Origin of the sequence: Mesorhizobium loti R88b, assembly GCF_013170845.1 — a bacterium.
Lineage (GTDB): Bacteria > Pseudomonadota > Alphaproteobacteria > Rhizobiales > Rhizobiaceae > Mesorhizobium > Mesorhizobium loti_B.
Genome location: NZ_CP033367.1, coordinates 961,132 through 977,001 on the forward strand (window position 1 = coordinate 961,132; position 15,870 = coordinate 977,001).

Here is a 15,870-nt window from a genome sequence, read left to right on the forward strand (position 1 = left end):
ATCAATCGATTGATTAAAGTCAACTTGTGCGTGACCGTCTTGCCATCGCGCACGCCAACCGCTTTAGTGCGCGGCCATGGGCAAGGAAGTCGAGCGCAAGTTCCTGGTTTCCAGCACCGCGTGGCGGGATCTGGTCGAGGCGGATATCCGCATTCTCCAGTTCTATCTCGCCACCGCACCCGGCCGAACCGTGCGCATCCGCATCAGCGACGGCGCTTCCGCCAAGCTGACGCTCAAGTTCGGCAGCAGCGCGCGAGAGCGTGACGAATTCGAATACCCGATCCCCCTGGCGGATGCCGTGGAGATGCTGGATTTCGCCCTTGGACGTGTCATCGAGAAGACACGTCATCATGTTAGGCATCGCGGCTATCTCTACGAAGTCGACGTCTTTGGCGGTGCGCTCGCGGGACTTGTGGTGGCCGAACTCGAGACGCCGGACGACGTGGCGGAGGAAATGCTGCCAGACTGGCTCGGCCGGGAAGTGACCGGTGAGCAGAAATTCTACAACGCGTCGCTCGCCCTCGGGGGGATTCCGGAGATCGCCGCATGAGCTTTCGCATCGACCCGCGCCTGCCGCTGACCGGCGAGGTCAGGCGCATCCTTGCCGAGGAAATCGGCAAGGCGCTGCTGCATCTGGATGCAGCGCGCGGCCGGCCGGACCAGGGACTGCACAAATGCCGCAAGCGGCTGAAGAGCGCTCGTGCCTTACTGCGGCTGGTTCATTCCGGTGACGAAACATTCTGCACGACGGAAAATCAGTGCTATCGCAACGTGGCGGCGCTGCTTGCCGGCCCCCGCGAAGCGACGGCGCTGATCGAGACCATCGACCGGCTCGCGGCCGACTTTCCCAAGGAGAGCGCCGATGGCGGGCTCGATGCCGTGCGCGACAGGCTGATCGCTCGCCAGCACGACCTGCATGAAGGCGCCGGCCTCCAAGCCGCGATCGGCGCGGCTGTCGCCGCTTGCGAAGTCGGCATGAAGCGGATGGAAAGCCTGGCCTTGCCCGACCAGCCGGAACAGGCCGCCGACGTGCTGGCCGAAGGCGCCCGCGTCACCTTGCGCCGTGCCAAAAAGGCGCTCGACAGAGCCGGCACGCGCGGCGCGGCCGATGATTTCCACGATCTGCGCAAGGCCGCCAAGACGCATGGCATGCATTTGTCGCTGCTGGGCAGGCTGTGGCCGACGCCGATCAAGGCGCGGCGCAAGGCCGTCGACGCACTGGGCGAGCGGCTGGGCGAACTGCATGATCTGTTCGTCCTGCGCGCGCTGCTCGAGGCTGAAGGCGAGCCGCTGGGGCCGCGCGAGGACACCAAGCTTCTTGGCAAGCTCTTGAAGCGCTCGGAAAAGAGCTTGAGGAAGTCATGCCTTGCCGAGGCGGCCGAACTCTTCGGCGACAGCCCCAAGCACTCGACGAAGAAACTCGCCCGCAAGGCGCGCGACGATCTTGCCGGCGCTCCGTCGCTGGAGGACACGAGCGCCGCGGCCAGCTGACGCGTCTGGCGCCCAGGCGCCTGTATATGGTAATCGCCAGATGGCATGACCCAGCCCGGCGACACGCTCCTGGACCGACTTGGCCGCTGGCTTGCCGGCCGGCTGCAGGAAGAATCCTCCGGCTATGAGCCCTATACCCCGTCCGATGCCGAGACGCTGCGCCGCACGCTGGAGCCGGGCGACATCCTGCTGATCGAGGGCAACCAGAAGATTTCGGCGGCGATCAAGTACCTCACCCAGTCGACCTGGTCGCACGCAGCCTTCTATATCGGCGATGCCTTGCCCGAGCCGCAAGATGGAACGGAGCGGCCGCGGCTGATCGAGGTCACGATCGGCGAAGGCTGCGTGGCGGTGCCATTGTCGCGCTATCGCACCTACAACACCCGCATCTGCCGGGCGAATGGTCTGACACCTGAGGACCGTGACAAGGTCGTCGGCTTCATGGTCGGCAAGCTCGGCCTAAAATACGACCTCAAGAACATTTTCGACATGCTGCGCTATTTCCTGCCGACGCCGCCGGTGCCGGTGCGCTGGCGCCGCCGCATGCTGGCCTTCGGTTCCGGCGACCCGACGCGGGCCATCTGCTCCTCGCTCATTGCCGAGGCCTATGGCCAGATCCACTACCCGATCCTGCCCGAGATCACCCGAGCCCCCGGCCGCGCCTCGGCGCAGTCGACCTATATACGCAAGGAAATCCTGCACATTCGCCACCACTCGCTGTACACGCCGCGGGATTTCGACCTGTCGCCGTTTTTCCGCATCGTCAAGCCGACGCTGGAATATGGTTTCGACTACCGGCAGATGGTCTGGGACGACAAGGCAAGCACAGACGCCGAAGCCGCAAAGGCTGGAGCAATCGCCTCAGACACGTGATGGCTTCGGCCTGGGTCAGAACATGCCCCTATAGCGCGGCCATCCGGCCGAGGTGCAGGCATTTCACATGGCGGCCTGCATCATGCCGAAACCGCAACAGCACCCTGGTTTTCGGCTATGCGCTCGACCCAGACATGGACTGGTTCGTCCCGGCCGCGGATGCTCACCGGCCCATGATCGCGCGCATTCAACTGTGTCGTGGGCGATTCCGCCTTCGCGGCCTCAATCAGTCGTGACCCAAAGCAAATATTCGCCTGAAGCTCACGGCAGAGGGACTGCAAACGGCTGGCGACGTTGACGGTGTCGCCCACCACCGCGAAGGACAGATTGCGCTCGCTTCCGACCGCGCCGATGACGACCGCGCCATATTGTGCACCGATTCGAACGTCCAGCGGCGGATATCCCCTGGACACCCGCTGCACATTCCAGTCTTCGAGAGTGGCGACCATCGCTTCAGCGCACTGGATGGCGCGAGTCGCGTCGTCATGGCTGGCTTGCGGAACCCCGAATGTCGCCATGATGCAATCGCCGATATAGTTATCGACGGTGCCACGGTGGTCGAAAACGACCTGCTCCATGCGACGGTGGAACTGACGCAGAAGTTCGAACACTGCTTCGGCTGGATGATCCTCGGAATAGTGTGTGAAGCCGACGATGTCGGCGAACAGCACCGCTATATCCTGCCGGCGAACCGGGCCGAAGGGCTCGTCATCCGTGGCGAGCTGGTCGACAACGTTGGGTGAAAAATGCCGGGCGAGATTGGCGCGGGCGCGCTCTGCCTTGACATAGTCTTCCGACAGACGTCGGGAACGAGAGACGACCAGCGCCATGATCGCGCCGATAATCAGCACGACCAAGACGTTGGTCGCCTGCGCGAATGTATCGACGAAATTGGGGTTGAGATAGAGGTTCAGTCGCTCTGTCATCGGCAGCGAATAGAGGTTCGTCGCCGGAACGACGGTTCCCGGATGAAAAATCACCCATCCCACCCCGATCGTCCACGTCAAGGCCGCGAGCGCGCCGAGATAGAGCGCCAATCGTGTCGAAAGGGTCAGCGCTCCAAGGCATACGAAAATCAGCAGGAATTTGAAGCTGCCCTCGCGCAGTTGCATGGCGGCGGGCGCGACCTCCAGGGAGAACGGGTTGGGCGTCACCAGCAGAATGGTCAACAGAATGATGTCCAGCGTACCGACGAGATAACCGATCCACCATGGTGCCGTACGACGGCGCGCAAAGAGAAACTGGATCAGGCCGACGAGCTGGAACAGCACGAGGCCCGCCAGCACGAAGAGCAGTGAGGCATCCCAGCGGCTGATCAATGAAAAGAAGCAGAAGATCACTGCGAGCGATGTCGTACGCGCCCAGAACTGCAATGCAGCCCCCTGGCGTTCTGCGCGCTGGCGCAAATTTTTCAGGCGCGAATAGCGGCGACGTTCGAGTGTTGGTGCGGTCGGCATAGGATCACTTCGATTTCACGGGGACGTGTCACGCATTCGGCAAACCCGCCCCTACAGTCTGGCAAATCAGTGTGCGAATTCTATCATGAATGTTGGTGCCGGATCTGTTCTATCCAACGCGCCGTACAGGCGCGGTCGGCATCGCTGGTCCGGGCGGCAAGCTGGTGGCGAATGGTGGCGGTCGGCGCCACCGGAGCGGCGAGCCGCGGGGGCCGCGCGAGGACACCAAGCTTCTTGGCAAGCTCTTGAAGCGCTCGGAAAAGAGCTTGAGGAAGTCATGCCTTGCCCAGGCGGCCGAACTCTTCGGCGACAGCCCCAGGCACTCGACGAAGAAACTCGCCCGCAAGGCGCGCGATGATCTCGCCGGCTCCGGTGACGATACCGGCACACCGGCTGCAGCCGGATAATCAGAGCAGTCCAGCCTTGCGAACCGCGGCGGCACAAGACCGGCTGACCGGCAGCAGCGCATCGTCGACAAGCCGCAGGAACGGCTTGCCGTCCTTGCGCCGGCTGCCCGCGACAGCATCCAGCGCCACCCAATGTGAGCGGTGGATCTGCACGCCATTGACGTCGCCGACCTCGCGGATGGCGTCGGCCAACCGCATCAGCACCAGTGACGTCCCCCTGTCGGTGTGCACCTCGACATAGTGGTCCTGCATGGAGAGGTAGAGCAATTTGCCGCGCGCCGCATGCGGCAGACGATCGACCAGCGGCGGCCGGGCCGGCTGTGGCTGCGGTGCTTGCGACGGCGATGACGGTGGGGCGGACATGGCTGGCCGCGCCGCGGGGGTGGGCTCGACCTGAATTCCGGCCGCGCCGGGGGCGTTTCTTCCGAGGGCGACCAGGAACGAGATCGCGACCGCGATCAGCCCGCAGTTGATGAACAGTCCGCCAATGCCGGCGGCCGACGGAAACGGACCACCGAACAGCGCGCGGTTGAACAGCACGACGATCGCCGTCACAGGCACGCCAGCGACGATGCCGGCAACGATGCTGCGGACCGGCCGCGAGCCGGCGGCACCGAACACGGCGGCAAGTGTAAGCCGCATGGTGAGATAGCCTACTGTGAAGGTGGCGAGCGCCAGTGCCAGCCAGTAGGCGAAGCGCGGCAAGGCATCAAGCTGCTGGAAGGTGCCGAACGGCCCGGTGAGGCCGAGGATCGCCGACACCGCCAGCAGCGCGCCCCAGAAGCGCGGCGAGAACAGCAATGCCTGCATTTCGCGAAGCGTGGAATGCAACAGGGCGCTCTTCACGTAGCCATTCATCCCTTGCCGAAGACGCGGTTGATGCAACGCCAGCGGATCCGCATGGTGCCGTTGGACCGCAGCGCCAAGCGATACCGCGCTTGTCGAAAGCCTTCAACCGCAGACGGAGTTCCGCAATGTCTCTTCCCCTCATCCAAGCAATTCGGACAACCCTGCCTTTCGGCACGCCGGCCACGCTTGTGTCTGCTGCCGGCGTCTTGCTGACGTCAAGCCGCATCGCGCTGGCAGCGGACACCGCTTCCGATGGCGGCAGCCATATGCCTGGGATGGCCGATATCCTTTCGGACACGCCGCTCTGGGTGTGGCCGTTGATCCTCTACGGCCTTTTCATCGGCTGGAGCCGCACCCGGGATCGCGTCGTCTCACCTTCGCGCCTTCTCGTCCTGCCGGTGCTCATCACCGGCCTTGCACTCTACAATCTCCTCGCCTCCGGCATTTCAGCGACCGGACTGCTCGGCTTCGCCTGCGGCGCCGTGGCCGGTGCCCTCGGCGGCACGGCCATGGCGCGGCGGCGGCCGGCCAGACTGCTGCCCGACGGCAGGCTGGCGCTGCAGGGCGACTGGCTGCCGCTGGCGCTGATCATCGCGATCATCGTCGTCCGCTACGCCAAGGGCATCGCGCTGGGGATAGATCCGGCGCTGGCGCAGGAAACCGGCTTCGTGCTGGCAAGCGCGGTGCTGTCGGGCTTCTTTGCCGCCATGATGATCGCCCGGTCGATCGGTGTCCTTCCGCCGGGATTTCTCAGGCAGCCTGCCTGAGCAATCCCCCGGTCAGGCCGGCTGCGGGCGCTTCTCTCTCGACGTCTCGCGGCCATCCTTCAACCGTGCGCCGGCATCGCGCGGGTGCGGGCCGATCGGCATGATCGCGGGAAACGGCGTCGCTCCAAACGCATACGTCCATTTGTAGCCGGTGAGCCCGTCCTCGGGCGTGGTGTGCTGGTCGTGATGCGCAAGCAATTTCACGCGGTCGGCCAATTCCTCGGCTTCGCGCCGCACCATCTCCGCCGTCTCCGGCCGCATCCGCCTGGAGAAGCTGACGAAGGTCGCCTCCTTGTCGATATGGGTGATGGCCCAGCCGATGAAATTCTTGTTGGTCATCTCGAACAGGGGCCTGAGCGGTCCTTCGAAATTCCACTGGATCGGCGTCTCGACCAGCAATCTTGCCGAAAGGCCACGCCCGATTTCGATCAGGCCGAGCTCCTCGAGGTCACGCAGATAGAGGAACATCGAGGCTTCGCTCAGGCCCTGTGAGCGCATCACGCCTTCCGGCGTGAACTTTTCCGACAGCATGACGAAGATGAACAGCAGCGCCGGCCGGCCAGCGAGCCTGTGCTCGATCTCCGGTGCGATATGGTTGACCGGCCCCGGCCCCCGGTTCATCGAGCCGAGCACGTTTTCCAGCTCGACGCCGGCGGCAGCGCAGATCTCCACCAGCCGGTCGAGCTTGCAGTTGCGCTCATGGAAGATGCGCTTCACCGTCGGCTCGGAAACGCCCATGCGCTCGGCAAGCGCGCGATAGGTGACGCCCTTCGCCTTCAGCGTCCGCTTCAGTGCCTCGAAGATCAGTCCGTTCATGGGATGCACCTCCAGCCGCTAGTTTCGTATCGATATACGATACTAGCTGTAATCGGCCTTCCAGAAAAGTATCGAAAATTCTAGCTCTCCGCCTGTCATCACAGGAGAACAGCCATGAACCGCCTCATCATCCCAGCCTTTATCGCCACCATCGGTATCGCTGCCATATCGGCTGCCCAGGCCGACGAGCTCTGGCGCGCCCCGGGGCTCGAACAGCCGGAATCGGCGCTGTTCGACGCCGCCAACAATCGCATCATCGTCTCCAACATCGTTGGCAATCCGGGCGATGCCGACGGCAACGGCTATTTGTCGGTGCTGTCGATGGACGGCAAGACGGTGACCCAGCACTGGACCGACGGCATGGACGCGCCCAAGGGCATGGCGATATCGGGCGGCAAGCTCTATGTCGCCGACATCACCAAGGTCCGCGTTGTCGACTTGGCCAGCGGCAGGCTGATCACCAGCATCACGGTGCCGAATGCCGTGTTCCTCAACGACATGACCTCGGACCACACAGGCAAGGTTTATGTCACCGACATGCTGGCCGACACGATCTACCGCGTCGATGGCGACCAGCCGGAACTGTTCGTCAGGGACCCGTTGCTGGCTTCACCCAATGGCGTCTTCGCCGACGGTGACCGTTTGATCGTCGCCTCATGGGGCAAGGGCATCAAGCCCGACTTCAGCACCGCCGAACCGGGCGGACTGCTGTCGGTCGACATTGCCAGCAAGGTGGTTTCGCCATTGCCCGGAGCGCAGAAATTCGCCGACCTCGACGGCGTCGTCGCCATCGGCGACACCATCTATACCACCGCCTACATGACCGGCACGCTCTACCGATACAAGGCGGGCGGCGCGCCGGAAGCGGTGGCGCATTTCAAGCCAGGCAGCGCCGACATCGGCACCGACGGCAAGTCGATCCTCTACGTGCCACTGATGAACGAGGGCGAGGTGGCGGCGTTGAAGCTCGACTGAGAGCCGGCGCCAATTCGCGAGACCTTCGCTAACAGCTTCAGGATGGACCGTGATATCACGGCCCATCGACGGTGAAGGTCAAGGAGGTTCGCCATGGAAGACCCCGAAATCGAGGCGGCCCTAAATCGCCACTGGGCTGCTTCCGACGCCGATGATTTCGAGGCCGAGCACGAGATCTACCGGGAGGATGCGGTGCTCGACTATCCGCAATCGGGCGAGCGCATTCGCGGGCGGCGCAACATCCAGTCGTCGCGCGCCGCGCAGCCGAACCGCAAGCGCTTCACAGTGCGGCGGATCACGGGTGCCGGTGATCTCTGGATCACCGAATATGTGCTGACCTATGACGGGCGGCCATCCTACACGGTCAGCATCATGGAGTTCCTCGACGGCAAAGTGGCCCGCGAGACCCAGTATTTCGCTGATCCGTTCGAGCCGGGACCATCGCGTGCGCAATGGGTCGAGCGGATTCCGTGAAACCGGCCGCCGGCGCGGCCGACAAAGTTGCGGCTGGCCCCGTGCGGCCGGCAAGCATTGCCCGCCCAACTTCCGTCGATTGTCAGGTCTATCAGCGTTGGCTACGATGTAGCGGGGGCTACCAATGCGATCCGGACATGCGCTTCTTGCCGCTCTTGCCTCGGTGCTGTTGCTTGGCGCGGCGCCCGCGCTTTGCGCCGAGCTGCACGGCGTGGCGCTGGTCATCGGCGAGAGCGACTATGACAGCGAGGCGCTTCACGACCTGACGAACCCCAAGAATGATGCGCGGGCGATGGACGACCTGCTGGGCAATCTCGGCTTCGATGTCCACCGCGCGCTGAACGACAACCGGGCCGACCTCGAAAACGATATCCAACGGTTCGTCCGCGACGCCAAGGGCGCCGATGTGGCTCTGGTCTACTATTCTGGCCACGGCGTCGAGGCCGGTGGCGCGGACTATCTGGTGCCGACCGATGCCGATATCTCGACACCGGAGAAGGCCGGTGAGAGCCTGGTGCCGGTGCAAGACCTGCTCGAAGAACTGGCCAAAACCGTGCCGGTGACGATCACGCTGCTCGATGCCTGCCGCACCAATGCTTTCCCGAAAGGCACGACGATCCAGCTGCCCGGCAGCGCACAGATGATCGATGTCGCGACCACCGGGCTCGGCGAGATGCGTGGCGCGACGCCGATCGCAAAGCCCGGCGTGTCCAAGGACAGCCTCGGCATGGTGATCGGCTTCGCCGCATCGCCCGGAGAGGCGGCGCTCGACGGGCAAGCGGGCGGCAACTCGCCCTACGCGGCGGCGTTGCTCAAGCATTTTGGCGCCGGCGGCTATCCGTTCGACGAACTGATGACGCTGGTGCGGCAGGAGGTCTACCTCAAGACCGATGGCCGGCAACTGCCATGGACGAATTCGTCACTGCGGCGGGTGCTGAGCTTTGGTGCTCCGGCGCCCACGGGTGACAAGGACCAGGAGGCCATTCGCGAAGGCAGGCGGCGCTTGCTGCTCAGCATCGCCGACACGCCGGCCGATCTGCGCCGCGAAGTGGAAGCGGCCGCCGCCAAAGCGGCCGTGCCGATGGACGCCATTTACGGCCTGCTGCAGGCGCTGGGGCAGAAAGTGCCGAGCGATCCGACCGAGCTCGATCAGTTGCTGAAGGCGCAGACCGACACCATCAAGAAGGCGATGGCCGAACACACGGCGCTGACCAGCAGCGATCCGGAAATCGCCCGGCTCTCCGGCCTGGCGCAACAGGCGCTCGACGAGGGCGCGCTCGATCTCAGCGTCAGCTTCTGGGAACAGGCCAAGGACCGATACCTCGTCATCAGCAAAAGCCTCGATGCAGCGGAGGCCGATCTGAAGTCGAGGCGGCTCGAAGGCGGCGCGGTTATCGCCAAGACGGCGCAGGCCTACGCGCTTACGGGCGATTATCCGGCGGCGGCGGAGAACTATCGGCTGGCCTTCGACCAGGTCAAGAAATGGGACAGGGCGACGGCGGCGACCTACAAGGGCGGCGAGGCCGATGCGCTCGAGACGCAGGGCGACCAGAAGGGCGACAATGACGCCCTGAAACAGGCGATCGCGGCCTATGGCGATGCGCTGGACCTGTTGCCGCGCGGCAGCGACCGCCTGGGCTGGGCGCAGCTGCAGAACGGCCTTGGCTATGCGCTTGAAAGGCTCGGCGAACGCGAGAGCAGCACCGACAGCCTGAACGCGTCCATCAAGGCATTCCGCGCCGCCCTGAAGGAGCGCACCCGCAAGCGCGTGCCGCTCGACTGGGCGGTGACGCAGGGCAATCTGGGCATCACGCTCGCAATGCTCGGCGAACGCGATAACGGCACAGACACTTACAAGGCCGCCATTGCGGCCTTTCGCGCAGCACTGGAAGTCGAGACACGCGACCGCGTACCGCTCGACTGGGCCACGACGCAAAGCAATCTCGGCAATGTCCTCGTCCAGCTTAGCCAGCGCGAAACCGGTACCGACAGCCTGAACGAAGCCATCACGGCGTACCGCGCCGCACTGGAGGTGGCGACCCGCGATCGGGTGCCGTTCCAGTGGGCCGGGACGCAGTACAATCTTGGCGTTGCCCTCAAAATTCTCGGCACGAGTGAGAGTGGCAACGACAATCTGAACGCCGCCGTCACGGCGTACCGTGACGCGCTGGAAGTGATGACCCGCGACCGCCTGCCGCTCAACTGGGCGATGATCGAGAACAGTCTGGGCAATGCGCTTCGAACGCTGGGCGAGCGCGAGAGCGGGAGCGATAATCTGAACGCCGCCATCACCGCCTACCGGGCCGCGCTGCAGGAATGGACGCGCGATCGGGTGCCGCTCGACTGGGCGCTGGCACAGAACGATCTCGGCAAGGCGCTCGCGACGCTGGGCAAGCGCGAGAAAGGCACCGACAGCCTGGTTGCGGCGATAGCCGCCTTCCACGCCGCGTTGGAAGAAGCGACCCGCGACCGGGCGCCATACGACTTCGGCATTTTGCAGCGCAATCTGGGCGATGCGCTTGCAACGCTTGGCGAGCGCCAGAGCGGAGAACCCGGGGCGGACGACTGGCGGGCGGCCATCGCGGCCTGGCAGGCAGCGGCGGAGGTCCAGACAAGAGAGGCTCATCCGGGCTGGTGGGCGTATCTGCAGAGCGCGATCGGCTATCAGTTCGTGCTGCTGGGCGAGCGCGAAAACGACGTGACGCAGTTCGAGGCGGCCATCCCGATCCTGAGAAGCGCGCTCGCAGTCGAGGAAACGGTCGAGCCGCGGGGTGTCCCCAATACCCAGGATAGCCTGTGTCACGCATTGCTCGGGCTGGGCAGCCGCACAGGCGACCGCGACAGTCTGGCGGAAGCGAAATCGCTCTGCGAGGCAGCCATAGCGGGAAACGTGGCCATGGGTGTCGATGCCGGTGAAACGCCGGCCACTCTCGCCGCGGTCAATGTTGCCCTGGCGAAGTTGAATTAGAGTGGCCACCCGCCATCCGATCGCTCGTTCGGAGTTGCCGGACGATACGGCAGCCCTCGCCAGCACTCTGATCGGCAAGCTGGTGGTGCGCGAATTGCCTGAGGGCATTGTCAGCGGCCGCATTGTGGAGACCGAGGCCTATGTCGTCGGCGACGCCGCCGGGCATGGTTTCAGGGGGATGACGCCGCGCAACCGTTCGCTGTTCCTCGAGCGCGGCCACGCCTATGTCTATCTCGCCTATGGCATCTCGATGATGCTGAATGTCTCCAGCGAGATGGAAGGCATCGGCACCGGCGTTCTGATCCGGGCGCTCGAGCCTGTCGAGGGCATCGAGATCATGCGGCGCAATCGCGGTGTCGAGCGCTTGCGCGACCTTGCGCGCGGGCCGGGAAGGTTGGCCACCGCGTTGCGGATCGATCGTTCGCTCGACGGGCTCGACCTCTGCCGCAAAGGCCCGCTATGGCTCGCAAACGATGGCTTTGCAGCCGCCGAGGTCGGCCAAGGTGTCAGGATCGGTATTACGAAAGATGCGGACAGGCCGCTGCGCTTTTATGTCAGGGGCAGTCCGTTCGTCAGCGGTCCAAGATCGCTCAACCGATAAGAGAAAGGGATAGCGCCGTTGAAAGCTCTCAAATCCTTGATGATTTCGGCATCTGTGCTGTCGATGGTTTTCGCGCTGACGGGTTGCGGGCACTTGATCAACAGATTGATCTGACGGCGAGCCCTGGCGCCATCAGGCGCCATCGTCACTCATCACCTTGCGCCGCTGCAGCAGCCGCGCCACCAGCCAGCACAGCATCGCCCAGGCGAAGCCGGCGCACCAGCCGGCCAGCACATCCGACGGCCAGTGGACGCCGAGATAGATGCGGCTGACACCGACCAGCACCGTTGTCAGCACGGCGAGTGACAGGACATAGATTTTCGTCGCGCGGCCGTGCAGGACGCGCGCCGCCAAAGTGCCGAGCGTCAGATACGTCACAGCCGACAGCATGGCGTGGCCGCTCGGGAAAGACAGCGACGTCTCGTCGACCAGATGCGAGACGAGTTCGGGGCGCGGCCGGTCGATACCAAGTTTCAGGAGGCTCGACAGAACCTGGCCGCCGGCTACCGCGACAAAGAAGAGCAGTGCCATCGCCGGTCTGCGGATCAGCAGGAAATAGATCACCGTGGCGGTCGTGATCAACACCAGAACGGCGGAACTGCCGAGGCTGGTGACGTCGCGTATGGCGCTCTGCAGCCAGAGCGGCCCGATTGGAACGTTCGGCTGGCCAACTTGTCTGAAGGCGAGCAGGATTTCGGTATCGAAGGCGTGCGGCGTGGTGGCCCGCGCCACTTCCATCAGTTCCTCGAAACCCCATAGACACCCGGCGATGATCAAACCGGCCAGCAACACCGGAAATTCGATGCGGTTGAACAGACTGTTGGGGTCGTTCTTCATCGGCGGCCGGTCCCGTTACATCCGCCCCTGCAGATAGGGTCCAAGCGTGATCAGCGCCACCGCCGCTATTGCCAGTACGATGCCGCTCGCCTGCAGCGCGTTGACGCGCTCGCCGAAGAACACCAGCGCCACGACATTGACCGAGACCAGCTGGATGACCGCCGACAGGCTGAACGAGACAGACATGCCGAATTCGCGGATCAGCCGCAGCATGATCAGATTGCCCAGCGAATAGAGTGCCAGCGTCAAAAGGATCTTGCCCAGGCTTGGCGCCAGCCCCCACTGCTTGGCCGCGGTCGCCGCCAGAAGGAAGATCACCGTCGAAAAGCCAAGCTGCAGCAGTCCCGAAAAACTCAACGTCCCGTCCCCTTCGAAGCGGCTTTAGCCGCATGTGTCGCGGCCCTTGTTTCCGAAGCGCGCCCAGACGTCAAGCGACGTCGATCGAACGTAGGTCTTGGCAACGGCAAAGCGGAAGCTCAATGTGTGGGCGTCGCCCAGTCGATCGATGAAGGGCGGTCAGGGGCGGATGATTCGTATTCTTGGAAACCTGTTGCGGCGCTGGAGCGAGCTTTCGCTTGCCTTGCAGTTCCTCGTTGCCGGCGGCTTTGGCCTTCTGGTCGTCATGCTGGTGGTGGGCGCTTGGGTGACATCGCAAATCCGGGAAGGCGTCATCCACAATTCGGCTGCGTCGACGGCGCTTTATGTCGATAGCGTGATTGCGCCGCTGCTGCCCGATCTGCGCAAAAGCGAGGAACTCAGCGAGTCCGCAAAGCAGGCGCTCGACGAGACGCTCGGCCAGGGTGCGCTCGGCAAGCGCCTGGTCTCGTTCAGGCTCTGGCGCCTCGACGGTACCGTGCTCTACGCGAAAGACTCGACGCTAATCGGTCGCCGCTTCGATCTGACCGACAATCTGCGGTCCGCCTTCCAGGGCAACGTCACCGCGCAATTCGATACGTTCGACGGAGACGAAGTCAAGGAGCAGGGCATCGGCGTGCCGCTGCTGGAGATCTACAATCCCGTGCGCGAACCCTGGTCCGGCGAGGTAGTGGCTGTCACCGAGTTCTTCGAGGTCGCCAGCGATTTCAAAGCCACGCTGGCTTCCGCCCTTTTGTCGAGCTGGCTGATCGTGGCCGGCACCACCCTGACGGCTTTCCTGCTCCTGTCGGGTATCGTCTTGCGCGGCAGCCGCACCATCGACGATCAGCGCGGGGCGCTGCGCCGCCAGGTGTCGGAGCTGCAGGGCCTGGTGACGCAGAACAGCGCCTTGCGGCAGCGTGTGCAGCGGGCGTCCCGACGCGCCACCGCGCTCAATGAGAGATATTTGCGCCGGATCGGCGCCGACCTTCATGACGGGCCGGCCCAGCTCGTGGCCCTGGCGGCGCTGCGCATGGACAGCCCGGTCTTTTCCAGCGACGGCCAAGGGGGCGAAAGCCGCGCGGCCGAGGTCGCGATGATCCGCAAGACGCTGGAGGATGCGATGCGCGAAATACGCGGTATCTGCACTGGCTTGGTCCTGCCGCAGATAGAAACCGCCGCCGTAACGGATATACTGCGGCTGGCCGTCAACGAACATGAACGCAGGACGGGGACGTCGGTGACGCTCACGCTGGCCGGATCGTTGCGCGAACCCGGCGCCTCCGAGAAGATCAGCATCTATCGTTTCGTGCAGGAAGGGCTGAACAACGCCTATCGCCACGGACGAGGCAAGCATCAAGCGGTGAATGCAGGGATGAAAGGTGGCCGGCTGTTCGTTGAAGTATCGGACGCCGGACCAGGCTTCGATCCGACCGCACGGGTCGAGGGGCTGGGGCTTGCCGGCCTCAGGGAGCGGGTCGAAAGCATTGGCGGCCAGTTCGAAACCTTGACCGGGCCGCAAGGCACGCGATTGGTGATCAGTCTTTCGGTAGAGGAGCAAGCATGACTGGAGCCATTCGCGTTGCCATTGTCGACGATCATCCGCTGTTTCGTGAAGGCGTGACGCGCAGCCTTTCAGAGATCGGCGGCTTCGAAATGGTCGGCGAGGGCGCCACGGCGCAGGATGCCGAACAGATCGTCGCCAGGGCGAAGCCCGACATATTGCTGCTCGACATCTCGATGCCGGGCGGCGGCCTGGCCGCGGTTGCAGGCATCCTCGCCGGCCATCCCGGGCAAAAGATCGTCATGCTGACCGTTTCGGAGGCCAACGCCGATGTGACCAAGGCCCTGAACGCTGGGGTCCGCGGCTACGTCCTCAAAGGTGTCGGGTCGCGCACACTCGCCGATATCCTGCGCAACGTGGCGGCCGGCGAAAGTTATCTTTCGCCGATGTTGTCGGCCCGGCTGCTTTCGGATCTCCAGTCCCAAAAACCTGCCAACGCCATCGTCGGCCGGCTGCAGCAACTCACAGCACGGCAGACAGAAATCCTCCGGCTGGTGGCGGAAGGACTCAGCAACAAGGAGGTTGCCTTGCAACTTGAGCTGCAGGAAAAGACCGTCAAGCATCACATGACGGGCGTGCTGGCGAAACTCAATGCGCGCAACCGCACCGAGGCGGCCCTGATGATGCGTGAGTCGCGCGCCCGCGAAGAGAACCATTCTTAGGCTAGCAGGCTGCCCACCCTCGCGACGGCGGCAACCGCATGCTGCCTTACGGAGAGGAGGTCACCTCCGCCCGGGGGGCGGGCGGAGGTGACATGCGAAACTGACCGTTGCCCGTTGGTCAGCTTCACAGGGCCTTGAGACGCCTGATGTCGGCCGGCGTGACCCGACGGTCGATGATTGTGCGGCCGAGCGCATCCTCCATCCTGAAACGCCCGTTCTCGACCTTTTCCGTTATGCCATCGGGATGCTGGACCGTGATCTTCTTGCCGTCCATTGCGACCTTGTCACCGGTCGCCACATTGACATGATTGCTGGCGCCGCTGTCCGTTCCGGAATTCCCGTTATCACCGCTATTGCCGTTCCCGCTATCACCGCTGTTGCCGCTATTGCCGTTGCCGTTGCCGCTGTTGCCGTTGCCGCTATTGCCATTCCCGCTATTGCCATTCCCGCTGTTGCCGTTGCCGCTATTGCCGTTCCCGCTGTTGCCGTTGCCGCCGCTGTTACCGTTCCCGCTGCTGCCGCCGTTGCCGTTGCCGTTCCCGCTGTTACCGCCACCATTGCCTCCCTTGCCGGCCTCGGCGTCGGCGGCATGGATTCCGGGAACGAAGCTATGGAAGGCAATCCGATAGGGAGCGATGGCCAGCGCCAGCGCGACCGCTGCTCTGAGCGCCAGCCATAAGCAACGGGTCGTGATCGATCTGTACATCCTGCCTCGGTCGATTGAGCCCAGCGCGCCCAGGGTCAAGTTACAGCCGCAACCAGCATCGCCGAAAGA

General features: G+C 64.1%; 16 protein-coding genes and 1 pseudogene. 11 read left to right on the plus strand and 6 right to left on the minus strand.

Features of this window, described 5'->3' with window-relative positions:
• The first annotated feature begins 76 nt into the window (after positions 1 to 76).
• From EB235_RS04565 to EB235_RS04575, 3 genes are read left to right on the plus strand one after another with little or no spacing between them, the layout of a single operon-like run.
• Complete coding sequence (locus tag EB235_RS04565) at positions 77 to 550, plus strand: CYTH domain-containing protein (RefSeq protein WP_027032137.1); 474 nt, start codon at positions 77 to 79, stop codon at positions 548 to 550.
• Entirely contained in the window at positions 547 to 1,491 is a 945-nt protein-coding gene (locus EB235_RS04570) for a CHAD domain-containing protein (protein ID WP_027032136.1), read from the plus strand. Before EB235_RS04565 ends, EB235_RS04570 begins: the two co-directional genes overlap by 4 nt.
• Before the next feature lie 45 nt (positions 1,492 to 1,536).
• Positions 1,537 to 2,364 carry a YiiX/YebB-like N1pC/P60 family cysteine hydrolase gene (locus tag EB235_RS04575; RefSeq protein WP_027032135.1) on the plus strand — a complete coding sequence of 276 codons (828 nt, stop codon included), beginning with the start codon at positions 1,537 to 1,539 and terminating at the stop codon, positions 2,362 to 2,364.
• Between the two features lie 80 nt (positions 2,365 to 2,444).
• Here the strand turns inward: EB235_RS04575 and EB235_RS04580 are convergent, their stop codons facing one another.
• A complete protein-coding gene (locus EB235_RS04580) occupies positions 2,445 to 3,821 on the minus strand; it encodes an adenylate/guanylate cyclase domain-containing protein (protein WP_027032134.1) in 1,377 nt (458 codons plus the stop codon).
• A gap of 200 nt (positions 3,822 to 4,021) precedes the next feature.
• On the opposite strand from EB235_RS04580, the pseudogene EB235_RS04585 reads away from it, so the two are divergent.
• Positions 4,022 to 4,228, plus strand: a pseudogene (locus EB235_RS04585) (CHAD domain-containing protein); the annotation flags it as partial.
• On the opposite strand, the gene EB235_RS04590 reads toward EB235_RS04585, so the two are convergent.
• Positions 4,229 to 5,059 (minus strand): LytTR family DNA-binding domain-containing protein, encoded by an 831-nt coding sequence (locus EB235_RS04590; RefSeq protein ID WP_167334884.1) that lies wholly within the window; start codon positions 5,057 to 5,059, stop codon positions 4,229 to 4,231.
• A gap of 143 nt (positions 5,060 to 5,202) precedes the next feature.
• Here EB235_RS04590 and EB235_RS04595 point away from each other — a divergent pair, with 143 nt between their 5' ends.
• Positions 5,203 to 5,844 (plus strand): DUF6622 family protein, encoded by a 642-nt coding sequence (locus EB235_RS04595; RefSeq protein WP_027032132.1) that lies wholly within the window; start codon positions 5,203 to 5,205, stop codon positions 5,842 to 5,844.
• A gap of 12 nt (positions 5,845 to 5,856) precedes the next feature.
• Here EB235_RS04595 and EB235_RS04600 read toward each other — a convergent pair whose 3' ends face one another.
• Positions 5,857 to 6,660: a helix-turn-helix domain-containing protein gene (locus EB235_RS04600; RefSeq protein WP_027032131.1), complete on the minus strand. Its 804-nt coding sequence runs from the start codon at positions 6,658 to 6,660 to the stop codon at positions 5,857 to 5,859.
• A gap of 114 nt (positions 6,661 to 6,774) precedes the next feature.
• On the opposite strand from EB235_RS04600, the gene EB235_RS04605 reads away from it, so the two are divergent.
• The 4 genes from EB235_RS04605 (at position 6,775) to EB235_RS04620 (ending at position 11,678) form a co-directional block, all read left to right on the plus strand.
• On the plus strand, positions 6,775 to 7,635 hold the full coding sequence (locus EB235_RS04605; RefSeq protein WP_027032130.1) for an SMP-30/gluconolactonase/LRE family protein: 861 nt from the start codon (positions 6,775 to 6,777) through the stop codon (positions 7,633 to 7,635).
• A gap of 93 nt (positions 7,636 to 7,728) precedes the next feature.
• On the plus strand, positions 7,729 to 8,109 hold the full coding sequence (locus tag EB235_RS04610; RefSeq protein ID WP_027032129.1) for a nuclear transport factor 2 family protein: 381 nt from the start codon (positions 7,729 to 7,731) through the stop codon (positions 8,107 to 8,109).
• A gap of 124 nt (positions 8,110 to 8,233) precedes the next feature.
• Positions 8,234 to 11,077, plus strand: coding sequence for a caspase family protein (locus EB235_RS04615; protein ID WP_171878132.1), 2,844 nt, complete (start codon positions 8,234 to 8,236; stop codon positions 11,075 to 11,077).
• A gap of 1 nt (position 11,078) precedes the next feature.
• Positions 11,079 to 11,678, plus strand: a complete 600-nt coding sequence (locus EB235_RS04620) for a DNA-3-methyladenine glycosylase (RefSeq protein ID WP_080680877.1) — start codon at positions 11,079 to 11,081, stop codon at positions 11,676 to 11,678.
• 132 nt (positions 11,679 to 11,810) lie between these two features.
• Here the strand turns inward: EB235_RS04620 and EB235_RS04625 are convergent, their stop codons facing one another.
• Positions 11,811 to 12,515: a phosphatase PAP2 family protein gene (locus tag EB235_RS04625; RefSeq protein WP_027032127.1), complete on the minus strand. Its 705-nt coding sequence runs from the start codon at positions 12,513 to 12,515 to the stop codon at positions 11,811 to 11,813.
• Between the two features lie 15 nt (positions 12,516 to 12,530).
• On the minus strand, positions 12,531 to 12,872 hold the full coding sequence (locus tag EB235_RS04630) for a hypothetical protein (protein WP_027032126.1): 342 nt from the start codon (positions 12,870 to 12,872) through the stop codon (positions 12,531 to 12,533).
• Between the two features lie 169 nt (positions 12,873 to 13,041).
• Between EB235_RS04630 and EB235_RS04635 the strand changes: the two genes are divergently transcribed.
• Both EB235_RS04635 and EB235_RS04640 read left to right on the plus strand, forming a co-directional pair.
• Positions 13,042 to 14,436 (plus strand): sensor histidine kinase, encoded by a 1,395-nt coding sequence (locus EB235_RS04635; protein ID WP_027032125.1) that lies wholly within the window; start codon positions 13,042 to 13,044, stop codon positions 14,434 to 14,436.
• The gene (locus EB235_RS04640; RefSeq protein ID WP_027032124.1) at positions 14,433 to 15,095 is read left to right on the plus strand and encodes a response regulator; all 663 of its coding nucleotides are present in this window, start codon (positions 14,433 to 14,435) and stop codon (positions 15,093 to 15,095) included. The genes EB235_RS04635 and EB235_RS04640 overlap by 4 nt, the downstream gene beginning before the upstream one ends.
• A gap of 124 nt (positions 15,096 to 15,219) precedes the next feature.
• Here EB235_RS04640 and EB235_RS04645 read toward each other — a convergent pair whose 3' ends face one another.
• On the minus strand, positions 15,220 to 15,801 hold the full coding sequence (locus tag EB235_RS04645; RefSeq protein ID WP_027032123.1) for a hypothetical protein: 582 nt from the start codon (positions 15,799 to 15,801) through the stop codon (positions 15,220 to 15,222).
• Between the last annotated feature and the right edge of the window lie 69 nt (positions 15,802 to 15,870).